The organism is Peribacillus sp. B2I2, assembly GCF_041261685.1.
GTDB lineage: Bacteria > Bacillota > Bacilli > Bacillales > DSM-1321 > Peribacillus.
Genome location: NZ_JBGCCB010000001.1, coordinates 1,391,018 through 1,412,944, shown reverse-complemented (window position 1 = coordinate 1,412,944; position 21,927 = coordinate 1,391,018). Strand labels below are relative to the sequence as shown.

22 protein-coding genes and 1 pseudogene are annotated in these 21,927 nt (G+C 40.3%); 6 read left to right on the top strand and 17 right to left on the bottom strand.

Features of this window, described 5'->3' with window-relative positions:
- Positions 1–34: 34 nt before the first annotated feature.
- The gene (locus tag ABIE66_RS07195) at positions 35–451 is read left to right on the top strand and encodes an organic hydroperoxide resistance protein (protein WP_370014300.1); all 417 of its coding nucleotides are present in this window, start codon (positions 35–37) and stop codon (positions 449–451) included.
- 54 nt (positions 452–505) lie between these two features.
- Here ABIE66_RS07195 and ABIE66_RS07190 read toward each other — a convergent pair whose 3' ends face one another.
- Positions 506–1,822: an MFS transporter gene (locus ABIE66_RS07190; protein ID WP_289324220.1), complete on the bottom strand. Its 1,317-nt coding sequence runs from the start codon at positions 1,820–1,822 to the stop codon at positions 506–508.
- A gap of 224 nt (positions 1,823–2,046) precedes the next feature.
- On the opposite strand from ABIE66_RS07190, the gene ABIE66_RS07185 reads away from it, so the two are divergent.
- From ABIE66_RS07185 to yidC, 3 genes are all read left to right on the top strand, one after another.
- Positions 2,047–2,868 (top strand): glycerophosphodiester phosphodiesterase, encoded by an 822-nt coding sequence (locus ABIE66_RS07185; protein ID WP_370014299.1) that lies wholly within the window; start codon positions 2,047–2,049, stop codon positions 2,866–2,868.
- Positions 2,869–3,715: 847 nt separating this feature from the next.
- Positions 3,716–4,003 (top strand): hypothetical protein, encoded by a 288-nt coding sequence (locus ABIE66_RS07180; RefSeq protein WP_289324218.1) that lies wholly within the window; start codon positions 3,716–3,718, stop codon positions 4,001–4,003.
- 27 nt (positions 4,004–4,030) lie between these two features.
- Positions 4,031–4,816: a membrane protein insertase YidC gene (gene yidC, locus ABIE66_RS07175; RefSeq protein WP_289324217.1), complete on the top strand. Its 786-nt coding sequence runs from the start codon at positions 4,031–4,033 to the stop codon at positions 4,814–4,816.
- 266 nt (positions 4,817–5,082) lie between these two features.
- On the opposite strand, the gene cphA is transcribed toward yidC, so the two are convergent.
- Positions 5,083–7,704, bottom strand: coding sequence for a cyanophycin synthetase (gene cphA, locus ABIE66_RS07170; RefSeq protein ID WP_370014298.1), 2,622 nt, complete (start codon positions 7,702–7,704; stop codon positions 5,083–5,085).
- The gene (locus tag ABIE66_RS07165) at positions 7,701–8,513 is read right to left on the bottom strand and encodes a cyanophycinase (protein WP_370014297.1); all 813 of its coding nucleotides are present in this window, start codon (positions 8,511–8,513) and stop codon (positions 7,701–7,703) included. Before ABIE66_RS07165 ends, cphA begins: the two co-directional genes overlap by 4 nt.
- A gap of 183 nt (positions 8,514–8,696) precedes the next feature.
- On the opposite strand from ABIE66_RS07165, the gene ABIE66_RS07160 reads away from it, so the two are divergent.
- The gene (locus tag ABIE66_RS07160) at positions 8,697–9,119 is read left to right on the top strand and encodes a pyridoxamine 5'-phosphate oxidase family protein (protein WP_289324214.1); all 423 of its coding nucleotides are present in this window, start codon (positions 8,697–8,699) and stop codon (positions 9,117–9,119) included.
- A gap of 8 nt (positions 9,120–9,127) precedes the next feature.
- Here ABIE66_RS07160 and ABIE66_RS07155 read toward each other — a convergent pair whose 3' ends face one another.
- The 9 genes from ABIE66_RS07155 to ABIE66_RS07115 all read right to left on the bottom strand — a co-directional run bounded on the left by ABIE66_RS07155 (position 9,128) and on the right by ABIE66_RS07115 (position 16,590).
- Entirely contained in the window at positions 9,128–9,289 is a 162-nt protein-coding gene (locus ABIE66_RS07155) for a hypothetical protein (RefSeq protein ID WP_370014296.1), read from the bottom strand.
- A gap of 76 nt (positions 9,290–9,365) precedes the next feature.
- On the bottom strand, positions 9,366–10,412 hold the full coding sequence (locus tag ABIE66_RS07150; RefSeq protein ID WP_370014295.1) for a M42 family metallopeptidase: 1,047 nt from the start codon (positions 10,410–10,412) through the stop codon (positions 9,366–9,368).
- Between the two features lie 83 nt (positions 10,413–10,495).
- The gene (locus tag ABIE66_RS07145) at positions 10,496–10,642 is read right to left on the bottom strand and encodes a hypothetical protein (RefSeq protein WP_289324212.1); all 147 of its coding nucleotides are present in this window, start codon (positions 10,640–10,642) and stop codon (positions 10,496–10,498) included.
- A 31-nt stretch (positions 10,643–10,673) separates the two neighbouring features.
- Positions 10,674–10,862: a hypothetical protein gene (locus ABIE66_RS07140; protein ID WP_289324211.1), complete on the bottom strand. Its 189-nt coding sequence runs from the start codon at positions 10,860–10,862 to the stop codon at positions 10,674–10,676.
- Positions 10,863–10,974: 112 nt separating this feature from the next.
- The gene (gene opp4A, locus ABIE66_RS07135; RefSeq protein ID WP_370014294.1) at positions 10,975–12,738 is read right to left on the bottom strand and encodes an oligopeptide ABC transporter substrate-binding protein; all 1,764 of its coding nucleotides are present in this window, start codon (positions 12,736–12,738) and stop codon (positions 10,975–10,977) included.
- A 19-nt stretch (positions 12,739–12,757) separates the two neighbouring features.
- On the bottom strand, positions 12,758–13,657 hold the full coding sequence (locus tag ABIE66_RS07130) for an ABC transporter permease (protein ID WP_370016995.1): 900 nt from the start codon (positions 13,655–13,657) through the stop codon (positions 12,758–12,760).
- Positions 13,658–13,679: 22 nt separating this feature from the next.
- Entirely contained in the window at positions 13,680–14,645 is a 966-nt protein-coding gene (gene opp4B, locus ABIE66_RS07125; RefSeq protein WP_214743605.1) for an oligopeptide ABC transporter permease, read from the bottom strand.
- 15 nt (positions 14,646–14,660) lie between these two features.
- Positions 14,661–15,587, bottom strand: a complete 927-nt coding sequence (locus ABIE66_RS07120; protein WP_289324208.1) for an ABC transporter ATP-binding protein — start codon at positions 15,585–15,587, stop codon at positions 14,661–14,663.
- Entirely contained in the window at positions 15,565–16,590 is a 1,026-nt protein-coding gene (locus tag ABIE66_RS07115; RefSeq protein ID WP_370014293.1) for an ABC transporter ATP-binding protein, read from the bottom strand. The genes ABIE66_RS07120 and ABIE66_RS07115 overlap by 23 nt, the downstream gene beginning before the upstream one ends.
- 494 nt (positions 16,591–17,084) lie before the next feature.
- Between ABIE66_RS07115 and ABIE66_RS07110 the strand changes: the two genes are divergently transcribed.
- The gene (locus tag ABIE66_RS07110) at positions 17,085–17,720 is read left to right on the top strand and encodes a Bax inhibitor-1/YccA family protein (protein WP_370014292.1); all 636 of its coding nucleotides are present in this window, start codon (positions 17,085–17,087) and stop codon (positions 17,718–17,720) included.
- 174 nt (positions 17,721–17,894) lie between these two features.
- Here ABIE66_RS07110 and ABIE66_RS07105 read toward each other — a convergent pair.
- The 5 genes and pseudogenes from ABIE66_RS07105 to ABIE66_RS07085 all read right to left on the bottom strand — a co-directional run.
- Positions 17,895–18,596: pseudogene (locus ABIE66_RS07105) on the bottom strand (transposase); the annotation flags it as partial.
- 518 nt (positions 18,597–19,114) lie between these two features.
- The gene (locus ABIE66_RS07100) at positions 19,115–19,657 is read right to left on the bottom strand and encodes an acyl-CoA thioesterase (protein ID WP_289317369.1); all 543 of its coding nucleotides are present in this window, start codon (positions 19,655–19,657) and stop codon (positions 19,115–19,117) included.
- Positions 19,658–19,787: 130 nt separating this feature from the next.
- On the bottom strand, positions 19,788–20,327 hold the full coding sequence (locus tag ABIE66_RS07095) for a M15 family metallopeptidase (protein WP_370014291.1): 540 nt from the start codon (positions 20,325–20,327) through the stop codon (positions 19,788–19,790).
- 75 nt (positions 20,328–20,402) lie between these two features.
- Positions 20,403–20,885 carry a DinB family protein gene (locus ABIE66_RS07090; RefSeq protein WP_289324205.1) on the bottom strand — a complete coding sequence of 161 codons (483 nt, stop codon included), beginning with the start codon at positions 20,883–20,885 and terminating at the stop codon, positions 20,403–20,405.
- A gap of 330 nt (positions 20,886–21,215) precedes the next feature.
- Positions 21,216–21,917 (bottom strand): DUF459 domain-containing protein, encoded by a 702-nt coding sequence (locus ABIE66_RS07085; protein ID WP_289324204.1) that lies wholly within the window; start codon positions 21,915–21,917, stop codon positions 21,216–21,218.
- Between the last annotated feature and the right edge of the window lie 10 nt (positions 21,918–21,927).

Sequence of the window (21,927 nt, the reverse complement as noted above, 5' to 3'; positions counted from 1 at the left end):
ATGATAGTAAGAATAAACAAAGGAGTTGTTTTCATTGAAACCATTATATACAGCTGCAGTTACCGTACACGGTGGTCGTGAAGGACATGTAAAGTCAGAGGACGGAATTTTGGATTTCGATGTGAGGTCACCAAAGGAATTAGGTGGTTCGGGTGAGCGCGCTACAAACCCTGAACAGTTATTTGCAGCCGGTTATGCGGCTTGTTTTGACAGTGCCTTGAATCTTGTTCTGCAAAAAGAAAAGAAAAAAGTCGATACATCCGTGACAGCAAATGTCACGATCGGTAAAGATGAGGAAGACGGCGGCTTTAAATTGGCTGTAAGGTTGGATGTTTCGATTCCTGACCTAAGTAGGGAAGAAGCCGAAGACTTTGCCAAAAAAGCTCACATAACCTGCCCCTATTCAAAAGCAACTCGCGGGAATGTCGACGTCACCTTGATTTTGGTATAAAGATTATGAAAGGGAATGGACCCGGCAGCGAAGCTTTGGTCCATTCCCTTTTCCTTATTTCACTTCTTCCAATCCCTTCATTTTCAAAAGAAAACCCAGACCTATTACGGCCATGATAATCAGTGACCCTAATGCCATCCGGCTCGCCAATGTACCGAGATCATGGAAAACCAACGTAATCGTTCCATATAAAAGCGGACCGATTATTGAAGAGACTTTTCCAGAGAATGCAAATAGTCCAAAAAATTGTCCCCTCTTCTCCTCCGGGGTCAATTCAATGATATATGTCCGTGATGTCACCCACATCGAACCCAGCGAAATGCCGAACATACTCCCTGCAACCCAGAACCAAAGAGCGGTTTGTGCGAAGACCGCTATAAATAAAGCGACCAAGAGCAGAATTCCCACATATGTCACAGCTAGCCGCGGTCCCTTCGACTGAGTGATGTATCCAAACAGAAACGAACCGGCAATACTCGATACTGTAGATACCAAGTAAAGCAAAATGAAACCGCTTGAGGAAAATCCGACAACAGTCTTGGCATATACGGCCATCATGCCAATAGTGGTCGCAATTGCATCGTTTAAAAAGAAATAAGCAATCATGAATGTAAAAACCAATCGATAGGATTGCATCTCTTTAAATGTTGCTTTAATTTCCTTATAACCAGATAAAAAAGGTTGTTTGGCTTTTTGCTGTTTTGGAGTCTCTTTTAAAAAAAAGAATAAGGGAAGGGAAAAAACCAGAAATAAAATGGCCGTGGGCATAAAGGCTTCATGTGAACTACCTTTACTTATGAAAGGATAGATTGACAGTCCCACCAACGTTCCAAGGTATCCTACGGCCACTCCAAATCCTGATATAAGCGGCAATTGCTGTTTCGTACCTAAATCACTCATCATCGTATCATAGAAAACAAGACTTGAATGATAGAAAAACTTAGCTATCACAAATAAAAGAATGACGATCACTAAGGAAATTGGAATCCCCAGAAACTTTCCATCGAATGATACCCCCCCAAACACCCCCATTAAAAATGTACTTGCAACAGATATGAGCGTGAATATCATAATGTATTTTTTCATTTTTCCCGTTCGATCGATCATGACCCCGAACAGCGGGGAAAACAAAACAAGAAACAAACTGGCAATCGCATTTGCGTACGAGATGAAGGTACTGGCAATCTGATCAAGAACAGCATTTTCCCCAATCTGTTCCTGGAGGAAGAATGGAAAGAAAATCGTATTGATATTAGAGGAAAAAATCGTATTGGCAAAATCGTAAAAAGCCCATGAGAGAATGGGCAAGGAAAAATATAAACCAAAATTACCCTTCCATTTTTTAGACTTCGGTTTCACCTGCAATTCCATCTGCTTTCCCCCCTTATTGATACTTAAATTATATGTATTCCATACCTTTCCAATAAATCCTTTTATGTCTGAATAATCTCATTGTGTAAAACATGATTTTTTCCTACCTAACATGTAAAATTATGAAATGAGGCTGTCAAATTGCAAATTTCTTTTATTTTCTTTAAGTTTGGGTAAATGATATCGAAGAATTTTAATTACTGTGTCTAAAAGGAGTGTGAAAGGTGATCGCATTTTTTCTTATTTTCTTGGTAACCATCCTTGTCTTGTTCGTTCTCTACTCTAAAAGAACAAAGAGTGATTTCCCTGAAAGCTTCATAAAGCAGCATTCCCCCCTTAAAATTGGACATCGCGGTGCATCTGGATATTGCCCCGAGAATACAATGGCATCTTATATCAAAGCAATTGAATTGGGAGCTGATTTCCTGGAAGTGGATATCCATCTTAGTAAAGATGAAGTACTTGTGGTTCATCATGATCCCACCCTGGATCGAACCACAAGCGGCAAAGGGAACCTCCGTGATTACACGGCTGCCGAATTAAAGGAATTGGATGCAGGAAGCTGGTATCATACTCGGTATAAAAACGAAAGGATTCCTTTACTAAGTGAGGTATTGGAGAATTTCGGGTCAGAAGTTGGAATCTTAATCGAATTAAAACATCCATCTTCTTATCCCGGGATTGAAAAGAAACTTGCAGAAGAATTAGGGAAATTCCAAGAATATTCAACAGGTAATAATAGGATAATGGTTCATTCGTTCGATATGGAATCCATGAAAAGGTTTCATCAACTAATGCCGGACATACATGTGGGCGTTTTGATAAAACGGCGCATTAATGACCAAAAATTAAAAGAGATTGCAGAGTTTGCATCATTTTTGAATCCAAAGCAAACGATTTTAAATACGAAGCTGCAAATGCGAATCCAAGAGCACGGGATGAAAGTATATACATGGACTGTCAACAATAAAAAACAAATGCGCATGTTTGAAAAGATGAAGTTAGATGGAATCATTTCCGATTTTCCTGATTATTTTTTGGATTGAAACTTTGAAATTAAAAAAATGAAAAAAAACAATCCGCTAATGCGGATTGTTTTTTTTCATAACATTGAAATGATTGTATCTCTTGCGCGTCCGTTCCATAATAGGCCCATCGCTGTTGACTTCGTCTCCATCGATAACCTGCCACGGAATTATAGCCGACATAAGTGGGGTAAAACCAAAATGAACGGCCATTTTTAAGCGAAACATACGTATTTTGGTATAAGCACCCTTTCATTGATCCAGCGTCAATTGCCTTATACATTCCATCGTGAAGTTGTGGAATAAATAAAGGCGGAGCTATATGAGGCGGGCCTCCTCCTTGCGGCGGCCGTGGCGGCGGCTCGCCCCCACCGTAGGACGGACTAGGCGGGCCGGGCGGAGTCCTTACATCCATTGTCTGATTTTCAAAAGGAAATGGCGCTGCCGAGTAATCATTTTCAATGTAACGGGGATGTGCATTTTGATATAAATTATTTTCAGTACCGTTATGGTAGTTCTGTTGATCAAATGAATCCTACGGTTTCATACCTTTTCAGCTCATAATTGAACTTCCTTTTATCCGTATGTAGACGAATGACCATGTGTGCAATCTTCGCTCAAATTACATCTCTGGATTCTAAAAGGACCTTTAACGTCAAATTAACACTTCGGAAAATATTCCCTGTTTGTTTTTTTGAAAATACCCCTATATTTTTTAGCTTCTTCCACTAGAATTTGATATAGTGTTCTTAATGATTTAAACTCAGTAAGATCAATAGTCATTCAAGGCCTTAAATCGTTACTTGCTTTATTACTTGGAGGCTAACCGAACTAAATTTTCTTATCTTAGAAAAAACGAGGGATTCCTATGTGGGAATTATTATTAGAATTCGATTATCAGACCGTTCGCCATGCGGTATGGGCAGGTTACTTATTTACCTTTGTCTTTCCACTGGCTGCTTTTTATTTCTTAAATAAAAAGCAATCGCTCTTGAACGATAAATATCAAGCTTCCGTTCATTCAGATAAAAGTAAATCCCCTGTTCATGCAGGCAGCAGTTTTGATTGGCGCGGTGCACAGCGCTTTTTCACATTTATCCGGCAAAAGGACTCACCCGATGATTCCGATGAGCCAAGCCTCCTTCTCGTTGTTTAACCACTAACAATTCGAGGAGGAATCATTTTGAAGAAGAAAAACATGTTTCTATTTACCGTCCTATTTCTAGCAACGACCCTTTTGACAGGGTGCTCTGCAGCAACGAGCGGCCCATTTCATACTGCATTGGTTAACCCCATGACAAAAATGCTTGAATTTAATGCTGATTTATTTAATGGTAACTATGGTTTAAGCATCATCATGATGACATTTTTAATCCGTCTAGTTTTGCTTCCGCTGACTGCCAAGCAATATAAAACACAGCTCAGCATGAAAACGAAGATGAATGGGCTGAAACCGGAAATGACAGCAATCCAGCAGAAAATTAAAGAGACGAAAGATCCAGCTAAACAAAAGGCCCTTCAACAGGAAATGATGCAGCTTTACCAAAAACACGGAGTCAATCCTCTAAATATGGGATGCCTGCCGCTTTTGATTCAAATGCCGATTCTAATGGGTTTTTATTATGCGATTCAAGGTTCCCATGAAATTGCGACCCATAGTTTCCTTTGGTACAGCCTTGGCCAGCCGAATATTGCCATGGCGATTATCGCTGGCGTCATTTATTACTTCCAATCGGTCATTTCCATGAGACAAATGCCGGAAGAACAGCAGAAGCAAATGAAGCTGATGAGCCTGCTCTCACCAGTAATGATTTTATTCATTTCTTTCTCCGCTCCTGCTGCATTGCCACTGTATTGGTCAATCGGAGGTTTATTCATGATTGTTCAATCCATCGTGCTTCAAAAAGTATATAAAAAAGACCATGCCAATGTCCCTACTGTGACTGAAACGGTTATGAAAAAAAGCTAATCCAACTATAAACTGTACCCTATAGAGCAGACACTTAAAAATAGTCTGCCTATAGGATACTATTTTGTATATCAAATGAGTAAAAAGGTTTTAACAGAAAAAGAGATTGAAGTACTTTCAAATAATCCTTACGTGAAACCCGTGGGACTTAAAGAAATCACTTATATGGACGATTTCAATCAAATTTCCATTTAAATATTCAGTTACCAAGTGATTCAGAAGGAAAAGACAAAAAAGTGCATTCCGCAGGGCGGAATGCACTTTTTTTATTTCTTTGGCAATGGATTTGTTGAAACCTTTTCGAAAAACCGCTCTACATATTCGAAATCCGTGTAAAAGAACAATAATAGGTCACCCGGTTGTGATGCTTCCCAGGCTTTTACGAATGCATCCAATTCATTAGGTTCGATGAATGTTCGATCTTTATGTAACCCTGCTTCTACGGCAGCTTCCTGAAGCAGCCCGGCTACTTCGAAAGGCTCCCTTCCCCGCAAATCGTCGTCTTCTTTAATGATGAACAAATCAGAATTCATGGCCGCCATTTTGGAGAGCCTGATAAGCTCTTCATCAATACGGTCCCCCGGTCCGGCCAAAACAGTAATTAGACGATTTTTATTATAGGCACTGACCGTTTCGAATATGGCCTTTAATCCTGCTTCATTATGGGCATAGTCGATGATGATCGTTCGCTCTTTCAACTTTTTTAAATTGAAACGCCCTTTGGACAAATTGGTATCAGGCATAAATGTGACAGCCTTTCTCCTTAGTTCTTCCATGGAGATCCCTTGTGTTTCGGCTGCGGCTAACGCCTGAAGTAAGTTGGCGATATTATGACGTGCCATGCCGTTAATCGTTATTGGTATCATGGAGCAATCCATAAATTGATGGATGACACCATCAGATGAATGACAGATCATGCCTTGTTCATTGACGTACCAAACTTTACAACCACCATTTATCGCTGCCTTCACGTGAGGCTGGGTGGCATCTGTAGAGGTATAAATGACCTCCCCATCTGTATAAGCGTTCATGGCAGCTACATTCGGATCATCTGCATTCAGTACACAATAGCCTGTTTTCAGTACAACTTCTGCTACCAGCCTCTTTAATTTTATCAGATCATCCAATGTATCGATTCCATCACGGCCAAGGTGATCTTCACTCACATTAGTAATGATCCCCACATCACATTTACGAAAAGCCAGACCTTCACGCAGAATGCCTCCCCGGGCCGTTTCCAAAACGGCTACATCAACTTCAGGATGGCCCAACACCATTCTTGCACTGACCGGGCCACTGCAGTCACCTTGATCCAATACCTCATCGCCGATATATACTCCATCAGAATTCGTCATACCTACCTTAGTTTTTTCATTAGTAAGAAAATAATGAACCAATCGGGTGGTTGTCGTCTTTCCATTTGTTCCGGTCACTGCGATGATCGGTATAGCTGCCTCTTCCCGAGTCGGAAATAAATAATCGACAATGGCTTTGCCTACATCCCTTTTTTCCCCTTCACTCGGATAATGATGCATTCGAATTCCCGGTGCAGCATTCACTTCAATAATTGCAGTCCGTGAATGTTCGATCGGTTCTGATATATCCTCACAGATAAAATCTATTCCGGCTATATCCAAACCAATCGCTTTCGCGGCAGCAACCGCCATATTCCTAATGCTTGGATGGACCTGGTCCGTTACATCGATTGCCTTTCCACCAGTCGAAAGATTTGCATTGCCGACAACTTGAACCAATTCCCCTTGGTTCGGAATGGTATCCAGCGTCCGGTTCGATTTTTCCAAGTAACACGTAACGGTATGTGTAAGCGGAATTCTTGACATCGGCTTTTCATGACCTTCCCCCCGCAATGCATGACGATTTTCCTTTTCTATCAAATTGCGTATTGTTTCCTTACCGTTTCCAATAATATAGGGAGGAAGCCTCAAACTAGCGGCTATAAGTTCTCCATTGACTATCAGTAACCGATAATCATGTCCTTCAATATGCCGTTCGACAATGTACTTCTCCACATGCGACTCCAAACAATTGATGACATTGAATAGTTCATCCTTATTTTTGATATGGGTGATGACACCCTGCCCTTGTCTCCCATTATACGGTTTTATGACAAGTGGGAAACCCAGCTTGTCCGCCGAGGTAAAGATATCTTCAATGGAATGGGCAACTTCACCTTCAGGTATAGGAAGGCCACACCCTCTTAATATTGATTTGGTCATTGATTTATCACATGAATTCTCAACTGCAATATTCGATGTCTGGCTAGAAATTGTCGCCTGGACATACTTCTGCCTTGAACCCGTTCCTAAACGTAGTAAACTTTCATCACCCATTCGCTCGACAGGGATATTTTTTGCTTGTGCAGCCTTAAAAATGGCTTCGGTACTTGGCCCCAGTTTATTGCTATAATATAACTGCTCTATTTGTTTTACATAAGATTGTACATTTATAAGTTTTTCACCATTCAGGATGGCTTCCACGATATCTTTCGCTGCTAAAAAAGCTTGAAGACCCGAGTGAGGCTCCTGATAGTCAAAGGTAACATAATAAAAACCCTTCTTTTCCATCATTATCGTTTTTCCACGAATGGCTTCGATGCCGGCCAAGTTTTGAAGTTCAATCGTCATATGCTCCAATATATGTCCCATCCATGTTCCTTTTCTCAGCCTTTCGGCGAAACCGCCTCGATACCCTTTTGAACATGAATGGCTTCCCAAGTTCGGGAGCGCCTTTAACAATTTTTCATTGAATCCAGGTATTGAATCAGATGGTTTCTGTTCCAGTTCCCCTATATCCAATTCAATGCAAATCGTCGGTGTATAAGCAAAATAATTAGGTCCTTTTAAATAACGGACTCGATTGATTATCATTGTTGGATCCCCTTTTTCATCAACAATTTCCTGGTAAGCAGGTCAAAACGGTATCCCCTGGTTAGTGCATGAAGGTTAAATCCCGAAAGAGTCAACTCTTCACTACCCTTATCAGAAGATGTGATATTGATATAATCACTATTGCTGCCATCAAGAACCAATACTTGATGTTGGCCTAAGACTTCAAAATGACCGTCTTTGACTAAAATTGCTGTATTTTCATCAATTCCAATACCCATAATTTCTTTATTCCCTGCTATCGCACTTAACAGTCGGTCAAAGCGGCCACGCTGGGAAAAGTGTTGATCAATTATCAGGCCGTCAAGGAAGCCGAAACCCATCCCGATCTCAACCTTTAACTTATTATCATTCAGCATCGTGTCGGCAGCAACGATCATATGCTTACCTAAAATGGAAGCTCCAGCACTTGTCCCTGCTATCACCATTCCATTATGCCAGGCTTTAGAAAGGGCATTGTGGAATTTGGATTTTCCAATCAACTCAGACAATCGGCTTTGGTTTCCTCCAGAAATGAAGATGGCAGAAAAAGAGGTCAGCTGTTCACAAATCGCCGGATCGTCTGCATCCTGCCTTGAATCCAGCTTGATCACTTCCACCCTGTCCACGCCTAAATCTCTGAAAATCTTGATATACTCCGTACTTACTTCTTCAGGAATTTCACTCGCTGTAGGCAATATTCCTATTCCGCCATCTGAACGGATTGCAAGCTGGACAAATTTATTTAATACTTCACCTTCAAGGCATTTATCCTCTGCCCCGCCAATGATAAGTAATTCACCACAATTCATTCCTCATACTCACCTTTACAAATGGATTAAGATCATGAAATTGCTCTATACAGAACACATAATGACTAGTATGGCAACTTGTCCTAGTCTTCATTCATAAAAATGGCAAACTGTAGAATTTTGTTTAACTTAATGAAAAGAGAGGAAAAGTAATAGAGTAAATAATAAAAGGAGTGTGCAAAGATGAGCCAAAACCAATTAAAAGAAAAAGTATTGAACATCATCCGTGATCATAAAATAGGAGTTTTATCATCTGTAGAAAATAACAAACCACATTCACGCTATATGACATTTTTCAACGAAGAATTAACTTTATTCACACCAACGAGTGCAAATACGGAAAAAATCGATGAAATCGAAAAGAATCCTAATGTCCATATACTGATTGGCTATGAAAATGAAGGCTTAGGCGATTCATACTTAGAAATCTCAGGAACCTCGAAAATTAACGATTCACAGGAACAGAAGGATAAATTATGGAATGAGTCTTTTAAAGATTGGTTTGACGGTCCGAAAGATCCAAATTATTTAATCCTTGAAATTAAGCCCGAGAGCATCCGATTGATGAACAACAATGGTGAACCTCCACAAGAATTATCATTATAAATGAATTATTATTTGGCATTCACGAGTAAATGTGCAAAACTCACGAGTAAAATGGCAAAATTCACGAGTATTTGACCGAAACTCACGAGTAAAATGGCAAAATTCACGAGTATTTGACCGAAACTCACGAGTAAAATGGCGAAATTCACGAGTATTTGACCGAAATTCACGAGTGAAATAAAGTTTGTTATAAAAGTCAGTTAAAAACCCGCACTCCTATGACATGAGTGCGGGCTTTTTTCACGATTACACCAATTCTGATTGGATATAATGCAAAATGAGATTGGCTGTATGCTTTAAAGAAGTGACGTGTGTCCTCTCGAAGGCATGGGAAGCATCAATCCCCGGTCCGATCAGACCATGTACGACATCATATCCTGCCCGGATTGCAGCTGAAGCGTCCGATCCATAATACGGATAAATATCGACGCGATAGTCAACAGCATTCTCTTGGGCAAGTGTGACCAGATGCTGACGTAATTTATAATGATACGGACCCGAGGAGTCTTTAGCGCAAATGGAAACGCTGAATTCATCCGTCGTTTGTCCACTACCGATCGCGCCCATATCGACAGCTAGATATTCGACTGTTTTATCTGGGATATTGGAATTGCCTCCATAGCCGATTTCTTCATTGTTGGAAATCAGGAAATGGGTCGTATATGCCAATTTAATCTTACCTGCGGAAATGAGGTCAATGATATGAAGGAGGATGCCAACGCTAGCCTTATCATCCAAATGCCTTGATTTTAAAAAGCCTGTATCCGTCAATTCCACTCTAGGTTCAAAGGAAACAAAATCTCCAACAGATATCCCGATGGCCTCCGTTTCCGCTTTATTTTTCACGATAGCATCTATACGGACTTCAATTGTCTCATCATCGCGCTTGGCATCCCCGGCATTTTTATATACATGGACAGAGGTCTGATTGATTAAAATGGTGCCGGTGATAATGGTCCCATCAGCTGTATGGATTTTACAATACTCCCCTTCCACTGAGTTCCAGCGGAAACCGCCAATCATCGTCAATTTAAGGCGGCCATTCGCCTTGATTTCCTTCACCATGGCTCCCAGGGTATCGACATGGGCAGTCAGCAATCGATGTTTGCCATCATCTTCGCCTTTTAATGAAGCAAGTAGTGCACCTTTATTCGTGATCTTGTAAGGAACCTTCCTCTTCTCCATGAATTCGGCCGCATATTTAATGGCTTGCTCCGTAAAGCCGGAGGGGCTGGGTATTGATACCAATTCTTTTATGTAAGATACGATTTCCTTTTCTTCGATAACACTCATACATATCGCTCCTTTCTTCTTTCTCCATTATATCTTCTCGTGGAAACTTTTAACATATTAAAAGACCGTCAAAAGACGGTCCTTTAATCGATTTGGCTCATATGGGCCAGGACAGGCAAGATGGCCATAATTAATGTTGAAATGCCATATAACGCTAAATTCTCCATATGCACTTTTCTTTTCCACTTATCGCGCCATACTTTGTATCTGCTCATATCTTCGTTCCTCATAAAAAAACCTCCTTCATGATGAAAGTTCAACTTACTTTATCTGTCTTTGTTTGTTGGACATTTCCTTCATATATTCCAAGAAGGCAATTCTCTTTTCGTCTGGATAGGCTACAATGTCTGCAATGATTTCCTCTTCAAGAGGTTTCAGTAAACGGCCAACCGATTCAGTAAACAATATTTCTAACTCTCTCTTTGTTTCATTAGGATTTCTCACTTCCATCAACATCACCCTTCCAATTACTTACTATTATGTATTTAACCTTAATACACACCTTTGAAACGTAAAAAAATCGGCCGCCCATACAGGCAGCCGATTGGATTCATCAATTAAATTATTTAGTTACACCCACATTATGCCACTGATATTGGCGGCCTGCAAGGAAATCATAACCCGTAACTCGTTCATTCACTCCAGCCAACTGATAACGGAATAATGTCGGAATGACTGGTACCTCCTCATGGATCAATTCTTGCCACTCATTGTAGGTATCGATCCTATATTGATCATCGAAGGCCTCCTCTGAAATCCCTTTAGCAAGAAGCTCATCATTTTTTTCATTCACCCAGCGAGTATAGTTAAATTCTGCAGATCTGGACCATAAGCCTGATGGATCCGGATCGGAAGCGACTCCCCATGCAGCTTGATAAATATCAACTTTGTCATTATCCTTTTTCAGTAGATCATAGAATGAATTGAACTCATGCAGCCTTCCATCCTGCAATTCAACATCCAATCCGACTTGTTCCCATTGTTGGATATAATACCTTGCAAGAGGTTCGGAAACATCGGAGCCACTCATGGAAGCAAAGTTGATCTTGAACTCTTTTCCATCCGCATCTTCACGAATGCCATCCTTATTCGTATCTACGAATCCTGCTTCATCCAAAAGTTTTTTAGCTTTTTCAGGATTATATTCATATGCTTTTACATCTTTATTGTTATATTTAAAGTTTGGTGTAATGACCGAGTTGGCAGGGAAGCGGAGGCCCTTGTACATTTTTTCGCCAACTTCTTCATTATTGATTGCATATGCCATCGCCTGACGAAGCCGTTTGTCTCCAAATTTTGGATTCTCATCCATAACATTTTCTTCTTTTTCCTTATCATAATGACCGAAATTGAAACCAATATAGGTATAAGCCAATTCAACTTTCCCCAACAATTCGACATTATCCAATTCCTTGGCCTGGTCATATTGCTCAGCCAGGACCTCTGCTACATCGAGGTCACCATTTTCAAGTGACTTAACGACAATAGACGGATTCACGACTTTCAATGTGACACTGTCCAATTTAGGTGCACCACGGTAATAATCTTTATTCGCTTCGAATTCGACGGCTTCCCCTTGGACGATTTTCTTCACTTTAAATGGTCCAAAACCAATCGGATTTTTACGTATTTTATCTGAAGATTCCAACTCGGCAATTGGAACATCTTTTAAGTATTCTTTATGGAGCGGGTATGTCCATAATCCAGTCGTGACGGAAGGGTTCGCTTTCTTGAAAGTGAAAGTAATTTTCTTGTCGTCCACTTTAATGCCTGAAATGCTATCCGCTTTCCCTTCATGATACTCTTCCATACCCTCGATTAAAGCCATTTGTTCATCATAACGTACACCTTTGTATTCTTTGCTTCCCATGACAAGGTATGCATATTCTAAATCCGCACCTGTCACAGGCTTGCCATCTTGCCATTTCACATTATCCTTAATCGTCAGAGTGACCGTTTTATGATCGTCTGAAATTTCATAGGAAGCGGCACCTTCATTCGTGTATACATAGTTTTCGTCTGTATCCAATAAATCCTCATCAAAGAATGTGATTACTTGGTTATCAGGGTCGCCTTGATAGAAAACTTTGTTCAAAATCCCTTCAAACGGGGTATCCGATACCAATCCATATGTCAAATGACCGCCTTCAATCGGCTCTCCTTGATTTGTCGTCTTTGTCGGGAATTTAGAGGTATCGACCTGTTCGACATCTTTCCCTTTTTTCTCTTTCGTTGACGATTTCTCCGTATCGTTCGAACATGCAGCAAGCAGTAGAGACGAAATGGCCAATGCACTTAATACCTTACTGTAGCTTTTGATTTTCATATCATACACTCCCCTTTTTTTATGCTCTTCTTTGTCTTGCATCGGCGGCGCGCTTTAACGCTTGACCAACGAAATTTATACTCAGCATCAACACTAAAATCATGAGTGATGCGGGTACCCATATCCACCACTTGTTTTCCAGAACATCTGGATTTCGAGCATAACTGATGAGCGTCCCGAGACTCGGTGAGCTCTCCGGAAGACCGAACCCTAAGAAAGTCAAACTGGATTCTAGGCCAATATTGCCTGCAAGGTTCAAAATGAAGTTAACGATGATCAGTGAACTGACATTCGGCAGAAGCTGAAAAAGGATGATCTTCCAATGTGGCGTCCCAAGTGTCTGAGAGGCATGGATATAATCCAGCTCACGCTCTGACAAAGCCTTTGAACGAATCAGCCTTGCTTTTCCAGTCCATAAAAACATCGTCATGATTAAAATGAAAACATATACATTGAAGATCGGAACTATCGTGACTACAACGATGATGAGCATCAATTGCGGCAGGGAAATCACGAAATCGATAACACGCATGATCACATTATCGGTTGCCCCTCCAAAGTAGCCAGCAAGTAGCCCTAATGATAAACCGATGATAGCCGTGAATAATGTAATGAATAAACTGATCGTGAATGAATTTCTGGTACCTATTATCAGTTGCCCGAATACATCCCGGCCACCATAATCAGTTCCAAGCCAATAGTCTGAAGATGGTTCCATATAAATGGAAAGGAAATCGACCTTGGCTATTTCCTTGGCATCCATGAAGAGCGACGCCCCGTAAACGAAAAGCAATATGGCTGCTAATATAATCAATGAGCCCATTGCAAGCTTGTCTTTTTTGATTTCCTCCCAGATGATTTTAATTCCTGAAGGGCTCACATCTTTCACTTGTATGTTCTTTCCGGTTTCCACTTTCATTTCCATACGATTCACCCCGCTCCTATTCTATCCGTATGCGCGGATCGACCGCACTAAGTATGATGTCCGAAAGAAGAGTGCCAAGCAGAGTGGCAAATCCCGTCATCATGACGATAGCCGTGACAACGCTGAAATCCCGCAGACTGACTGAACTAAGGAAAAGCTGACCTAGTCCCGGATAACTGAAAATGGTCTCGATTATGACCGCGCCGCCGATCAATCCAGTAATTTCATAACCTAAGAATGCCGCTATCGGTAAAAAGGAATTCCTAAGGATATGCCGTGAATATACTTTTGATTCAGGCACTCCCTTCGAACGCGCAGTCCTTACGAAATCCTTGATTTTATTATCGATGATTTCATTTCGCAAATATTGGATCGTGCTTGTTGTTGCAATTAAAGCTGTACTTAAAGCTGGTAAAATCAAATGATTGATCTTACTTACAACATAGGCGAATGTTCCTTCATCCACTTTGGAATCGACACTGCCACCAGACGGGAACCAATCCAAGGCAAATCCGAAAACGAATAACATGATTAAAGCAAAAATGAAAATCGGTGTGCCAAACCCTACATAGCTATAACCCGTAACGGTTTTATCCACCCAGGTATCGTTATACCTTCCGCTAAGTATGCCTAATGGAATTGCAAGCATATATGTAAAGATCAGAGTGACCAACGCCAGGAACACCGTGTTCCAAAGCCTGTCTTCGATAACATCCATGACGGGCGTTTTATGTGTATAGGAAATACCGAAATCCCCCTGTACAGCATTGGATGCCCACCTTAAATATTGTTGGTACCAAGGGTCATTCAAACCCAGTTCCTCCCTTATCCTATCAAGCTCGGCTGGATTGGCCCTAGGGTTGATTTCCTGGCCTGACAAAGCATCTCCCGGCATTGCTTTTGCCATCATGAATACGATGATGCTCAATAAAAACAGCTGCGGGATCATTACTAATAAACGTCTAAGGATAAACTTCCACATATTCTTTCCACCTCCTTATTGTAATGCGACTCTATGCGTCGGTGAGATCGGCTTCAAATCGTAAGCACGTCCATTCTCATCGAAATATCTTGAGTAGGTTGACTCATATTCTGAGGTGAGTTTTTTTCTTAGCTGCACTTTATCCTCGCGAACTTCCGGCTCTAAATCTGGAATGGCGGCAATCAGGCGTTTCGTGTATATATGTTGGGGATTTTCATAGATTTCCTCACTTTTACCTTCCTCTACCAATCTACCGCGATACATAACGCCCATCCGGTCACACATATGCCGGATTACACCTAAATCATGCCCGACAAATAAATAAGTCAAATTGAACTCCTGTTGGAGATCCTGAAGGAAATTCAATACCTGAGCCTGAACGGAAACATCCAGGGCTGATACCGGTTCATCGGCAATGATCAGTTTAGGTTTCAATGTCAAGGATCTGGCAATCCCAATCCGTTGGCGCTGCCCACCTGAAAATTCATGTGGATACTTGTGGATTGATTCCGGACTGAGTCCGACTTTGTCCAAGAAGTCCTGAACGATTTTCTTTTCCTCTGCAGGGGATAACCGTTCGAAATTCCTAAGCGGTTCGGCAATGATGTCCAGTACCCTCTTCTTGGGATTCAATGATGAATACGGGTCTTGGAAAATCATTTGGATATCTTTTCTGAATGGTTTAATCTCTTTTCTACTTAAAGATGCTAAATCCCTGCCTTCAAACAGGATTTGTCCGGAAGTCACATCATTCAGCTTGACAACTGCCTTGCCTGTCGTGGACTTACCGCTTCCGGATTCCCCGACCAAACCATATGTTTCCCCTTGCTGCAACTCAAAGGAAACACCGTCCACGGCCCTTACGTGATCGACCACCCTTCGGAAAAAACCGCCCCTAATTGGAAAATGCACTTTTAAATTATCTACTTTGAGTAATGTCATGGGTCGATGCATCTCCTTCAGCTTGAAAATAAAATTCTTTATAGCAGGTACACCTTACAAAATGATCGTTGCCCACATCGTGAAGTCGGGGCGACTCTTCATGTGCATGTTTTGGTATCCAAGGAATCCTATCTTGGAAACGACATCCTATCCTATCCATTTTCGCAATAGATGGAACGATTCCCTCAATAACATGCAAACGGTTTTTCTCGTTTGCAGCCGAAGGAATCGAATTTAATAACGACCTCGTATATGGATGCAGCGGATTGTTGAATATCGTTTTGACACTTCCCGTTTCCACCACCTGACCTGCATACATGACAACGATCCTATCAGCAACCTCTGCTACGACGCTCAGATCATGTGTAATTAAGATGATTCCCATTTTTGTCCTGCTTTGGATATCTTTCAGCAGATCAAGTATTTGCGCTTGAATCGTAACATCCAGTGCCGTGGTGGGTTCATCGGCAATGACCAGTGCAGGGTTACAAGCAATGGCAATCGATATCATCGCCCTTTGCCGCATTCCACCCGAGAGCTCATGCGGATATTGCTTGTACGTCCGTTCAGGATAAGGAATTCCTACTTGTGTCAAAAGTTCGATCGTCCTGTTCTTTTTTTCCTCACTGGAAAGTTCAGTATGGTAATCAAGATTCTCCTCGATCTGTTTTCCTATGGTCATGAGCGGGTTCAACGCCGTTAGAGGTTCCTGGAATATCATACCCAATTCCTTACCCCGGACTTTATTCATTTGCATATCATTCAACTTTAGTAGATTTTGGCCTTTATAATTAATGTTTCCTTGGGATTTCGTTCTCTGCTTATTATGTAATTGCATGATAGATAAAGCCAATGCACTCTTTCCACAACCTGATTCTCCAACAACTGCTACAATTTCATTTTCATTCACCGTAAACGAAACATCATCCACTGCTGCATGATATTTGTTACCGATTCGAAATGAGGTAGTTAGGTTCTCTATTTGCAAAATAGCTTTCTTCATCCTTGCTCCCCCTAAACTATTTTTTCGGGAAAATAATTAATCTTCTGATAATTATTTAAAATTTTAATCAATTTTTTACAATTATACAATAGTTTTATTGCAAAATAATCACATTTTTTTCATATTTTATAACTTTAGGAATAATTTTCTGCAATAAAAAATCATTTCCTTTATAACTGTTATACAGTAAAGTTTTGAAGTCCTATTAATTGCATAGAACCAATATTTTTTTATTTGTTATTTCGAAATAACTATTTTTATAGATCATACCTCTAAATTCAACTTGTCTTTGTACGTACCGCAGAATGATTCTGGTTAGTAATATTTTAATATTTCAGAAAAATTAGTCTATTTTTAAGAATATCATAAAAAATGTAATTATTTCATATATATTTCAATACTTTCAAAAAAACACCTAATTTTTATCAAATGCAATGAAACCTTTTTAAAACAGAATCGTAGAAAATGGTAGAAAAAAATGATGAGGTGATTGAATGTATTCACAAACTGTACAAACATATTTGCCATCCGTCATGCGGACGTTCGCTTTATCTCTTGCTGTTTCCGTTTTAGGGATGGCTCTCGGCACTTTTGTTCCGCCATTCTTGTTCATTCCCTTAGCGATACTTGAGTTTGCCATGTTGATTGGAGCTTTCATCATGCGGAAGAAAAAAGCTATCGGTTACACATTCTTGTATAGTTTCACATTTATTTCAGGAATTACGACCTATCCGATCATTGCACACTACCTTGCCGCTGCAGGGGCAAATGTGGTGATCTTAGCCGGTGTGACGACGACAGTTGTATTTGGAGGACTGGCGATTTATGCTTCAACCACCAAAAGGGACCTTTCTTTCTTGGGAGGAATGTTATTTGCGGCCTTGCTTGCTTTAGTGGCCATTAGCATTTTCAACATTTTTTCTCCATTAAGTTCTACAGCCATGCTGGTCTTTTCATTTATTGGGATTTTAGTTTTCAGTGGTTATATTTTATATGATTTCAATCGAATGAAGCATTACGGGGTTACAGCGGAAGAAGTACCGCTAATGACCTTGAATCTGTATCTAGATTTCATTAACCTTTTCATTAACATCTTACGTTTCTTTGGTATATTGGCAAGCGATGACTAAAAAGCGCGTATGATCAAACCAACAAGGTATCTTAAGAAATGACGCTTGGACTGATCCGAGCGTCTCAGTTTGTAAACAAAAAGGTTTCGGAATGGTCTCATTCCAAAACCTTTTTTGATTTTTTATTGGATTTGAAGCAGTTATAGAGAATAGTGACCTCTCCTAGGTCATTATTCAGGACATTTCTGACCCTCGCCAAGTCCAGTTGGCCATCTTCTTTACATTCTCATGGCAAAGTAAGCATCGCCTGCACCGACAATTTTCAAATCCCCCTTTAAGTAGTCCAACGCATAACGTGCCTTTCTTTTGCCTTTACGTTTCGCATAAATATGTTTTCCTTACATTCTTGCAAAATATGGCGTGTGACCACTTTCTAGTGGTCTTTAATTTCTGTACACTCTGAAAAAAATGAACAATTCGCACAAATGGATTGGATGATTTGTACTCACAATAGCCCTCTTTATTTGTTGTTGTGTACTTTAAAATCTCGTCCGATGAGCAGAGATAACAATACACATAGTCATGTTTATGGAAGAACCCTTCTTTTGTTCGAGGACGTGTATAGGATAAAGCTGGTGTGATTTCTTTGCCAAAAAGGTAGTTTATAAAGGCTGGTGTTTTGTAAGCTGCATCTGCGGCAACAGCTTCTAGTTTTCAACTTTTTCAATAAGCTCTAAGATATGACTAACATGCATATTTCCGGATGTTACTCTCGTCCTGCAACACAAATCCATTGCGGTTTGCTGCCGCATGGAACGAATAGGCAAACTGTTTTGTTCGTTCAACTTTCACATAGTGGCCACTTTCAGGATCAGTTGAACTTTCTTTAATCACCTTGGTTTATTCCTTGATAAATTTAACTGGTGGAAATGGCTCATAACTGGATCAATACTTGGGCCTCTGAATACATATCATTCACCAAGTCATACATTCGATGGCACCAGTTGATCTAAAGTAATCATTTCAAGTTGATCTCGCTGAATAGAATCATGTTTATTAAGTCTCCTTAACACCTCGAGTTTTATCCTTCTATTTTAGAACAAAAAAGACTGTAGGCAAAAAGAGTTCTATCTTTCTGTTAAAACAAAGTTGATTGGAACGGAATGTTCGAGGCTCCTGCGGGGAAAGCGAGTGCCTGGAGAGGAAATCACATGTGACAAACTCAATTATTATCTAATTTGTCTACAGTCTGAGGCGCTTGGACTTATTCAAGCGCCCAAGTGTCTTTTCACGTATTTGCCCATACACCGTTATTTCCTGTAAAAAGATAATTCAGGGATGTATTCAAAAATGGATTCTATTTTTCAGAACCATGCCAATGAATAAAAGACCAAATCACGAATTTGGTCTCAATGCTTCATTAATAAGTAAGAACTGCTTAAGGCTTTCGTATCTTATTTATATAATCCTGGATTTGATTGATCAGTCCATGGCAGTTTCACACCGAAGGTACTTGCAATGAATTGTGTATCTTCTCTTCTTTTTTTCCTTATTTGGGCCCGTTGTTTTGCCGATTCATTTAAATTCATTTCCATCTCTGTTTCAGGAACCAAACGTGGAACCGGTATTGGTTTACCTTCTTCATTAATGGCAACAAAGGTCAAAAAGGAAATGACGCATAAATTCCGATCTCCTGTAACTAAATCCTCTGCAATCACCTTTACGATGATTTCCATTGATGTTCTGCCCGTATAGGTCACGAAGCTTTCCAGGCAAACTGCATTTCCTTCGTGAATAGGGTGCAGGAAATCGACAGAATCGGTTGATGCCGTAACGACGTTGCTTCGAGCATGACGCATGGCGGATATAGCCGCTACATCATCAATGTATGCCATTAATTTGCCTCCGAACATCGTACCAATGTTATTTGTATCCGGCGGGAGGACAAGGCTTGTTTTTATGACCAAAGAATCCCGGCAATGTTTTATTTCTTCCATGGTGACTGCACTCCTTTAAGTCTGATTTCTCACTAGTCCACTTTATCGAATTATTACCTGTAAATCAATTCACATGCTTATTTTCCTGCTTTTAGTCAAAATTATTCGGTTAAAATAAAGCGTCCCACTCTCACTGCCCTTTTGGCTGCTTGCCTTGTTGCAGCTCACGCAGGCTCAAACCAAATGTCATTTGTAAATGAGGATAATCCTTAAACCCTGTCCAATCCCCGCCCCAATCAAAACCTAACCCTTTAGCGATGGTTACGACTTCCATCCAATCCGACTTTCCATTATCGTTGCCGTCATAACCCATATCCCAAATGGCCTCACCTTGTTTGTTTAGGAGGGCAAAATCTATCGCCAAACCGAAATTATGAAGAGACTCCCCACCTTTTGCATTCGTTACGATGTTCCCCGTGCTTAAACGGCCTTTTTCATAGAGTTCATTTTGCTCGGCTAAAGAACGGAACCCTGCCGTAATGATTACCGGGATGCCTTTGTCATTGGCCAATTGAATAAGCTCGTCTTTTTTGTCGGCGACGATCGGATTCAGCTCGTCTGTCAGTTTGATTTCATCTAAATCAGGCGGAAGCATATACTTGAACAAGAGCCCCAACAACAATCCGAAAAAGCCCAATATCAGACATGTCCTTACCCAAGTGGCTTTCACTGAAAAACCCTTCCTTTACTATAACTGTCTGAAAGTCAAAAACTCAACCAAAGACGGATGAGTTTTTTTCTTCTATTATAACTTTGATTTTAATTCTTCTATTTGCATTAAATGCCGTTTTTCATGGAGTCCCACGAACGGGACCCATTGCTTCAAGCTTAATTCTTTAAACAAAGGGTGGGGAAAAGACTTTTGTTCCAGATCATTTTCTTTTGCATGATCAACGACTCTTATAAAAGCTTTGCGAGATTCGGACAACTTATCCTTAACCTCATTCAAAGTTTGGAATGATTCTGACGGAATGACAAATGGCGGGGCCTGAACCTTCACTTCACGATTTAATGTAAGCTCGATCGGTTTATTAACAGCCGGAGTGCTATCGTCGCTTTTCAATTTATCGGCAATACTCTTTGTTATGGCCCGTTCCATTAAATATAAATGATCCAACACCTGAATGATGCTCCATCGTCCTGCTTCAGGATGCGCGTTCAGCTGTTCATCCGATAGTCCGTTGACCGCATTTAAAAGTTCTTCCCTGATTTTTTCATTATCATTCATCCTTAGCATCTCCTCTTATAAGCCTGGCTAATCTCCTATAATTATTCCATGACCTATATGAATGTGTAAAATAATAATACTTTTTGACAGAAACGAACCAATTAAAAGTTGTCTATTTTTTGAACAGCTCTATGATAGTCATAAAGGTAAAATTCACCTAATATAAAGGACTATCAAAATTCATCAAGGGTATTCTAAATAGGAGTGATCGCCATCATTGGAGGATACTCCATTCAGCCACAAAAGCAGATACAAGCACCCCAGATCTTTGCAGTTCTCTTCCCAACTAAAGGCCATATCAAATTCCTAGCGACTTATGCATTTTTGCTTTCATTTGAAATCATAACTTTCCAGAACCCGATTCGTAATGAGTTGATACCCTTTTTCATTCGGATGTATCTTATCACTGAAATACTCTGTTTTCTTTTTATTTTCAAAAAGATCATTTGTAGGAATGAATACCATCCTATCATCCTTTTCCGCTATTCCCTTTATTGCTTGGTTATAATCTAGAATGTGTTTTTCAAGTTTTTCATTGTCTTTAATTGGGTTATATAGCCCTACTACCAGTATATCCGCTTTATCGTTTGCCTTTATCAGTGTTGATATAATCTTATCCAGATGGTTGATATACTCCCGTTTACCATCATCGATTTTTCGGTCACTTATTTTCTCCAAGTTCCCGCCGTTACTATTGATCAAGTCATTCGTTCCAATATAAACGATGAAAGTATCGGCTTTATCAAGTTTCGTTTTAATGCGGTAATCGTCAAGCTGCTTCATTACCCCATCCGTTTCCTGACCTTTTATACCGTAATTCCAAAAACTCACTTTTTGTTCCGATTCCGGATTATTCAATTCATCCTCCAGACCGTCTACATATCCTTCCCCGTCCTTATCCCCTTTTCCATAGGTTAACGAATCTCCAAAAGCCATCACCCTTTGTACATCTTTCGCTTCCGAGGCTTGAAATTTATATGCAGCGAAACAAATTATTAGTACAATAATTAATAAACCTGCTATTTTTTTCATTTGCTTCTCC

Coding starts and splice junctions, on each gene's coding strand:
- ABIE66_RS07190 (WP_289324220.1), bottom strand. CDS start 1,822: ATGGAATTGCAGGTGAAACCGAAGTCTAAAAAATGGAAGGGTAATTTT.
- ABIE66_RS07180 (WP_289324218.1), top strand. CDS start 3,716: ATGTGGGAATTATTATTAGAATTCGATTATCAGACCGTTCGCCATGCG.
- cphA (WP_370014298.1), bottom strand. CDS start 7,704: ATGATAATCAATCGAGTCCGTTATTTAAAAGGACCTAATTATTTTGCT.
- ABIE66_RS07165 (WP_370014297.1), bottom strand. CDS start 8,513: ATGAATTGTGGTGAATTACTTATCATTGGCGGGGCAGAGGATAAATGC.
- ABIE66_RS07160 (WP_289324214.1), top strand. CDS start 8,697: ATGAGCCAAAACCAATTAAAAGAAAAAGTATTGAACATCATCCGTGAT.
- ABIE66_RS07150 (WP_370014295.1), bottom strand. CDS start 10,412: ATGAGTGTTATCGAAGAAAAGGAAATCGTATCTTACATAAAAGAATTG.
- ABIE66_RS07145 (WP_289324212.1), bottom strand. CDS start 10,642: ATGAGGAACGAAGATATGAGCAGATACAAAGTATGGCGCGATAAGTGG.
- ABIE66_RS07140 (WP_289324211.1), bottom strand. CDS start 10,862: ATGGAAGTGAGAAATCCTAATGAAACAAAGAGAGAGTTAGAAATATTG.
- opp4A (WP_370014294.1), bottom strand. CDS start 12,738: ATGAAAATCAAAAGCTACAGTAAGGTATTAAGTGCATTGGCCATTTCG.
- ABIE66_RS07130 (WP_370016995.1), bottom strand. CDS start 13,657: ATGAAAGTGGAAACCGGAAAGAACATACAAGTGAAAGATGTGAGCCCT.
- opp4B (WP_214743605.1), bottom strand. CDS start 14,645: ATGTGGAAGTTTATCCTTAGACGTTTATTAGTAATGATCCCGCAGCTG.
- ABIE66_RS07120 (WP_289324208.1), bottom strand. CDS start 15,587: ATGACATTACTCAAAGTAGATAATTTAAAAGTGCATTTTCCAATTAGG.
- ABIE66_RS07115 (WP_370014293.1), bottom strand. CDS start 16,590: ATGAAGAAAGCTATTTTGCAAATAGAGAACCTAACTACCTCATTTCGA.
- ABIE66_RS07110 (WP_370014292.1), top strand. CDS start 17,085: ATGTATTCACAAACTGTACAAACATATTTGCCATCCGTCATGCGGACG.
- ABIE66_RS07100 (WP_289317369.1), bottom strand. CDS start 19,657: ATGGAAGAAATAAAACATTGCCGGGATTCTTTGGTCATAAAAACAAGC.
- ABIE66_RS07090 (WP_289324205.1), bottom strand. CDS start 20,885: ATGAATGATAATGAAAAAATCAGGGAAGAACTTTTAAATGCGGTCAAC.
- ABIE66_RS07085 (WP_289324204.1), bottom strand. CDS start 21,917: ATGAAAAAAATAGCAGGTTTATTAATTATTGTACTAATAATTTGTTTC.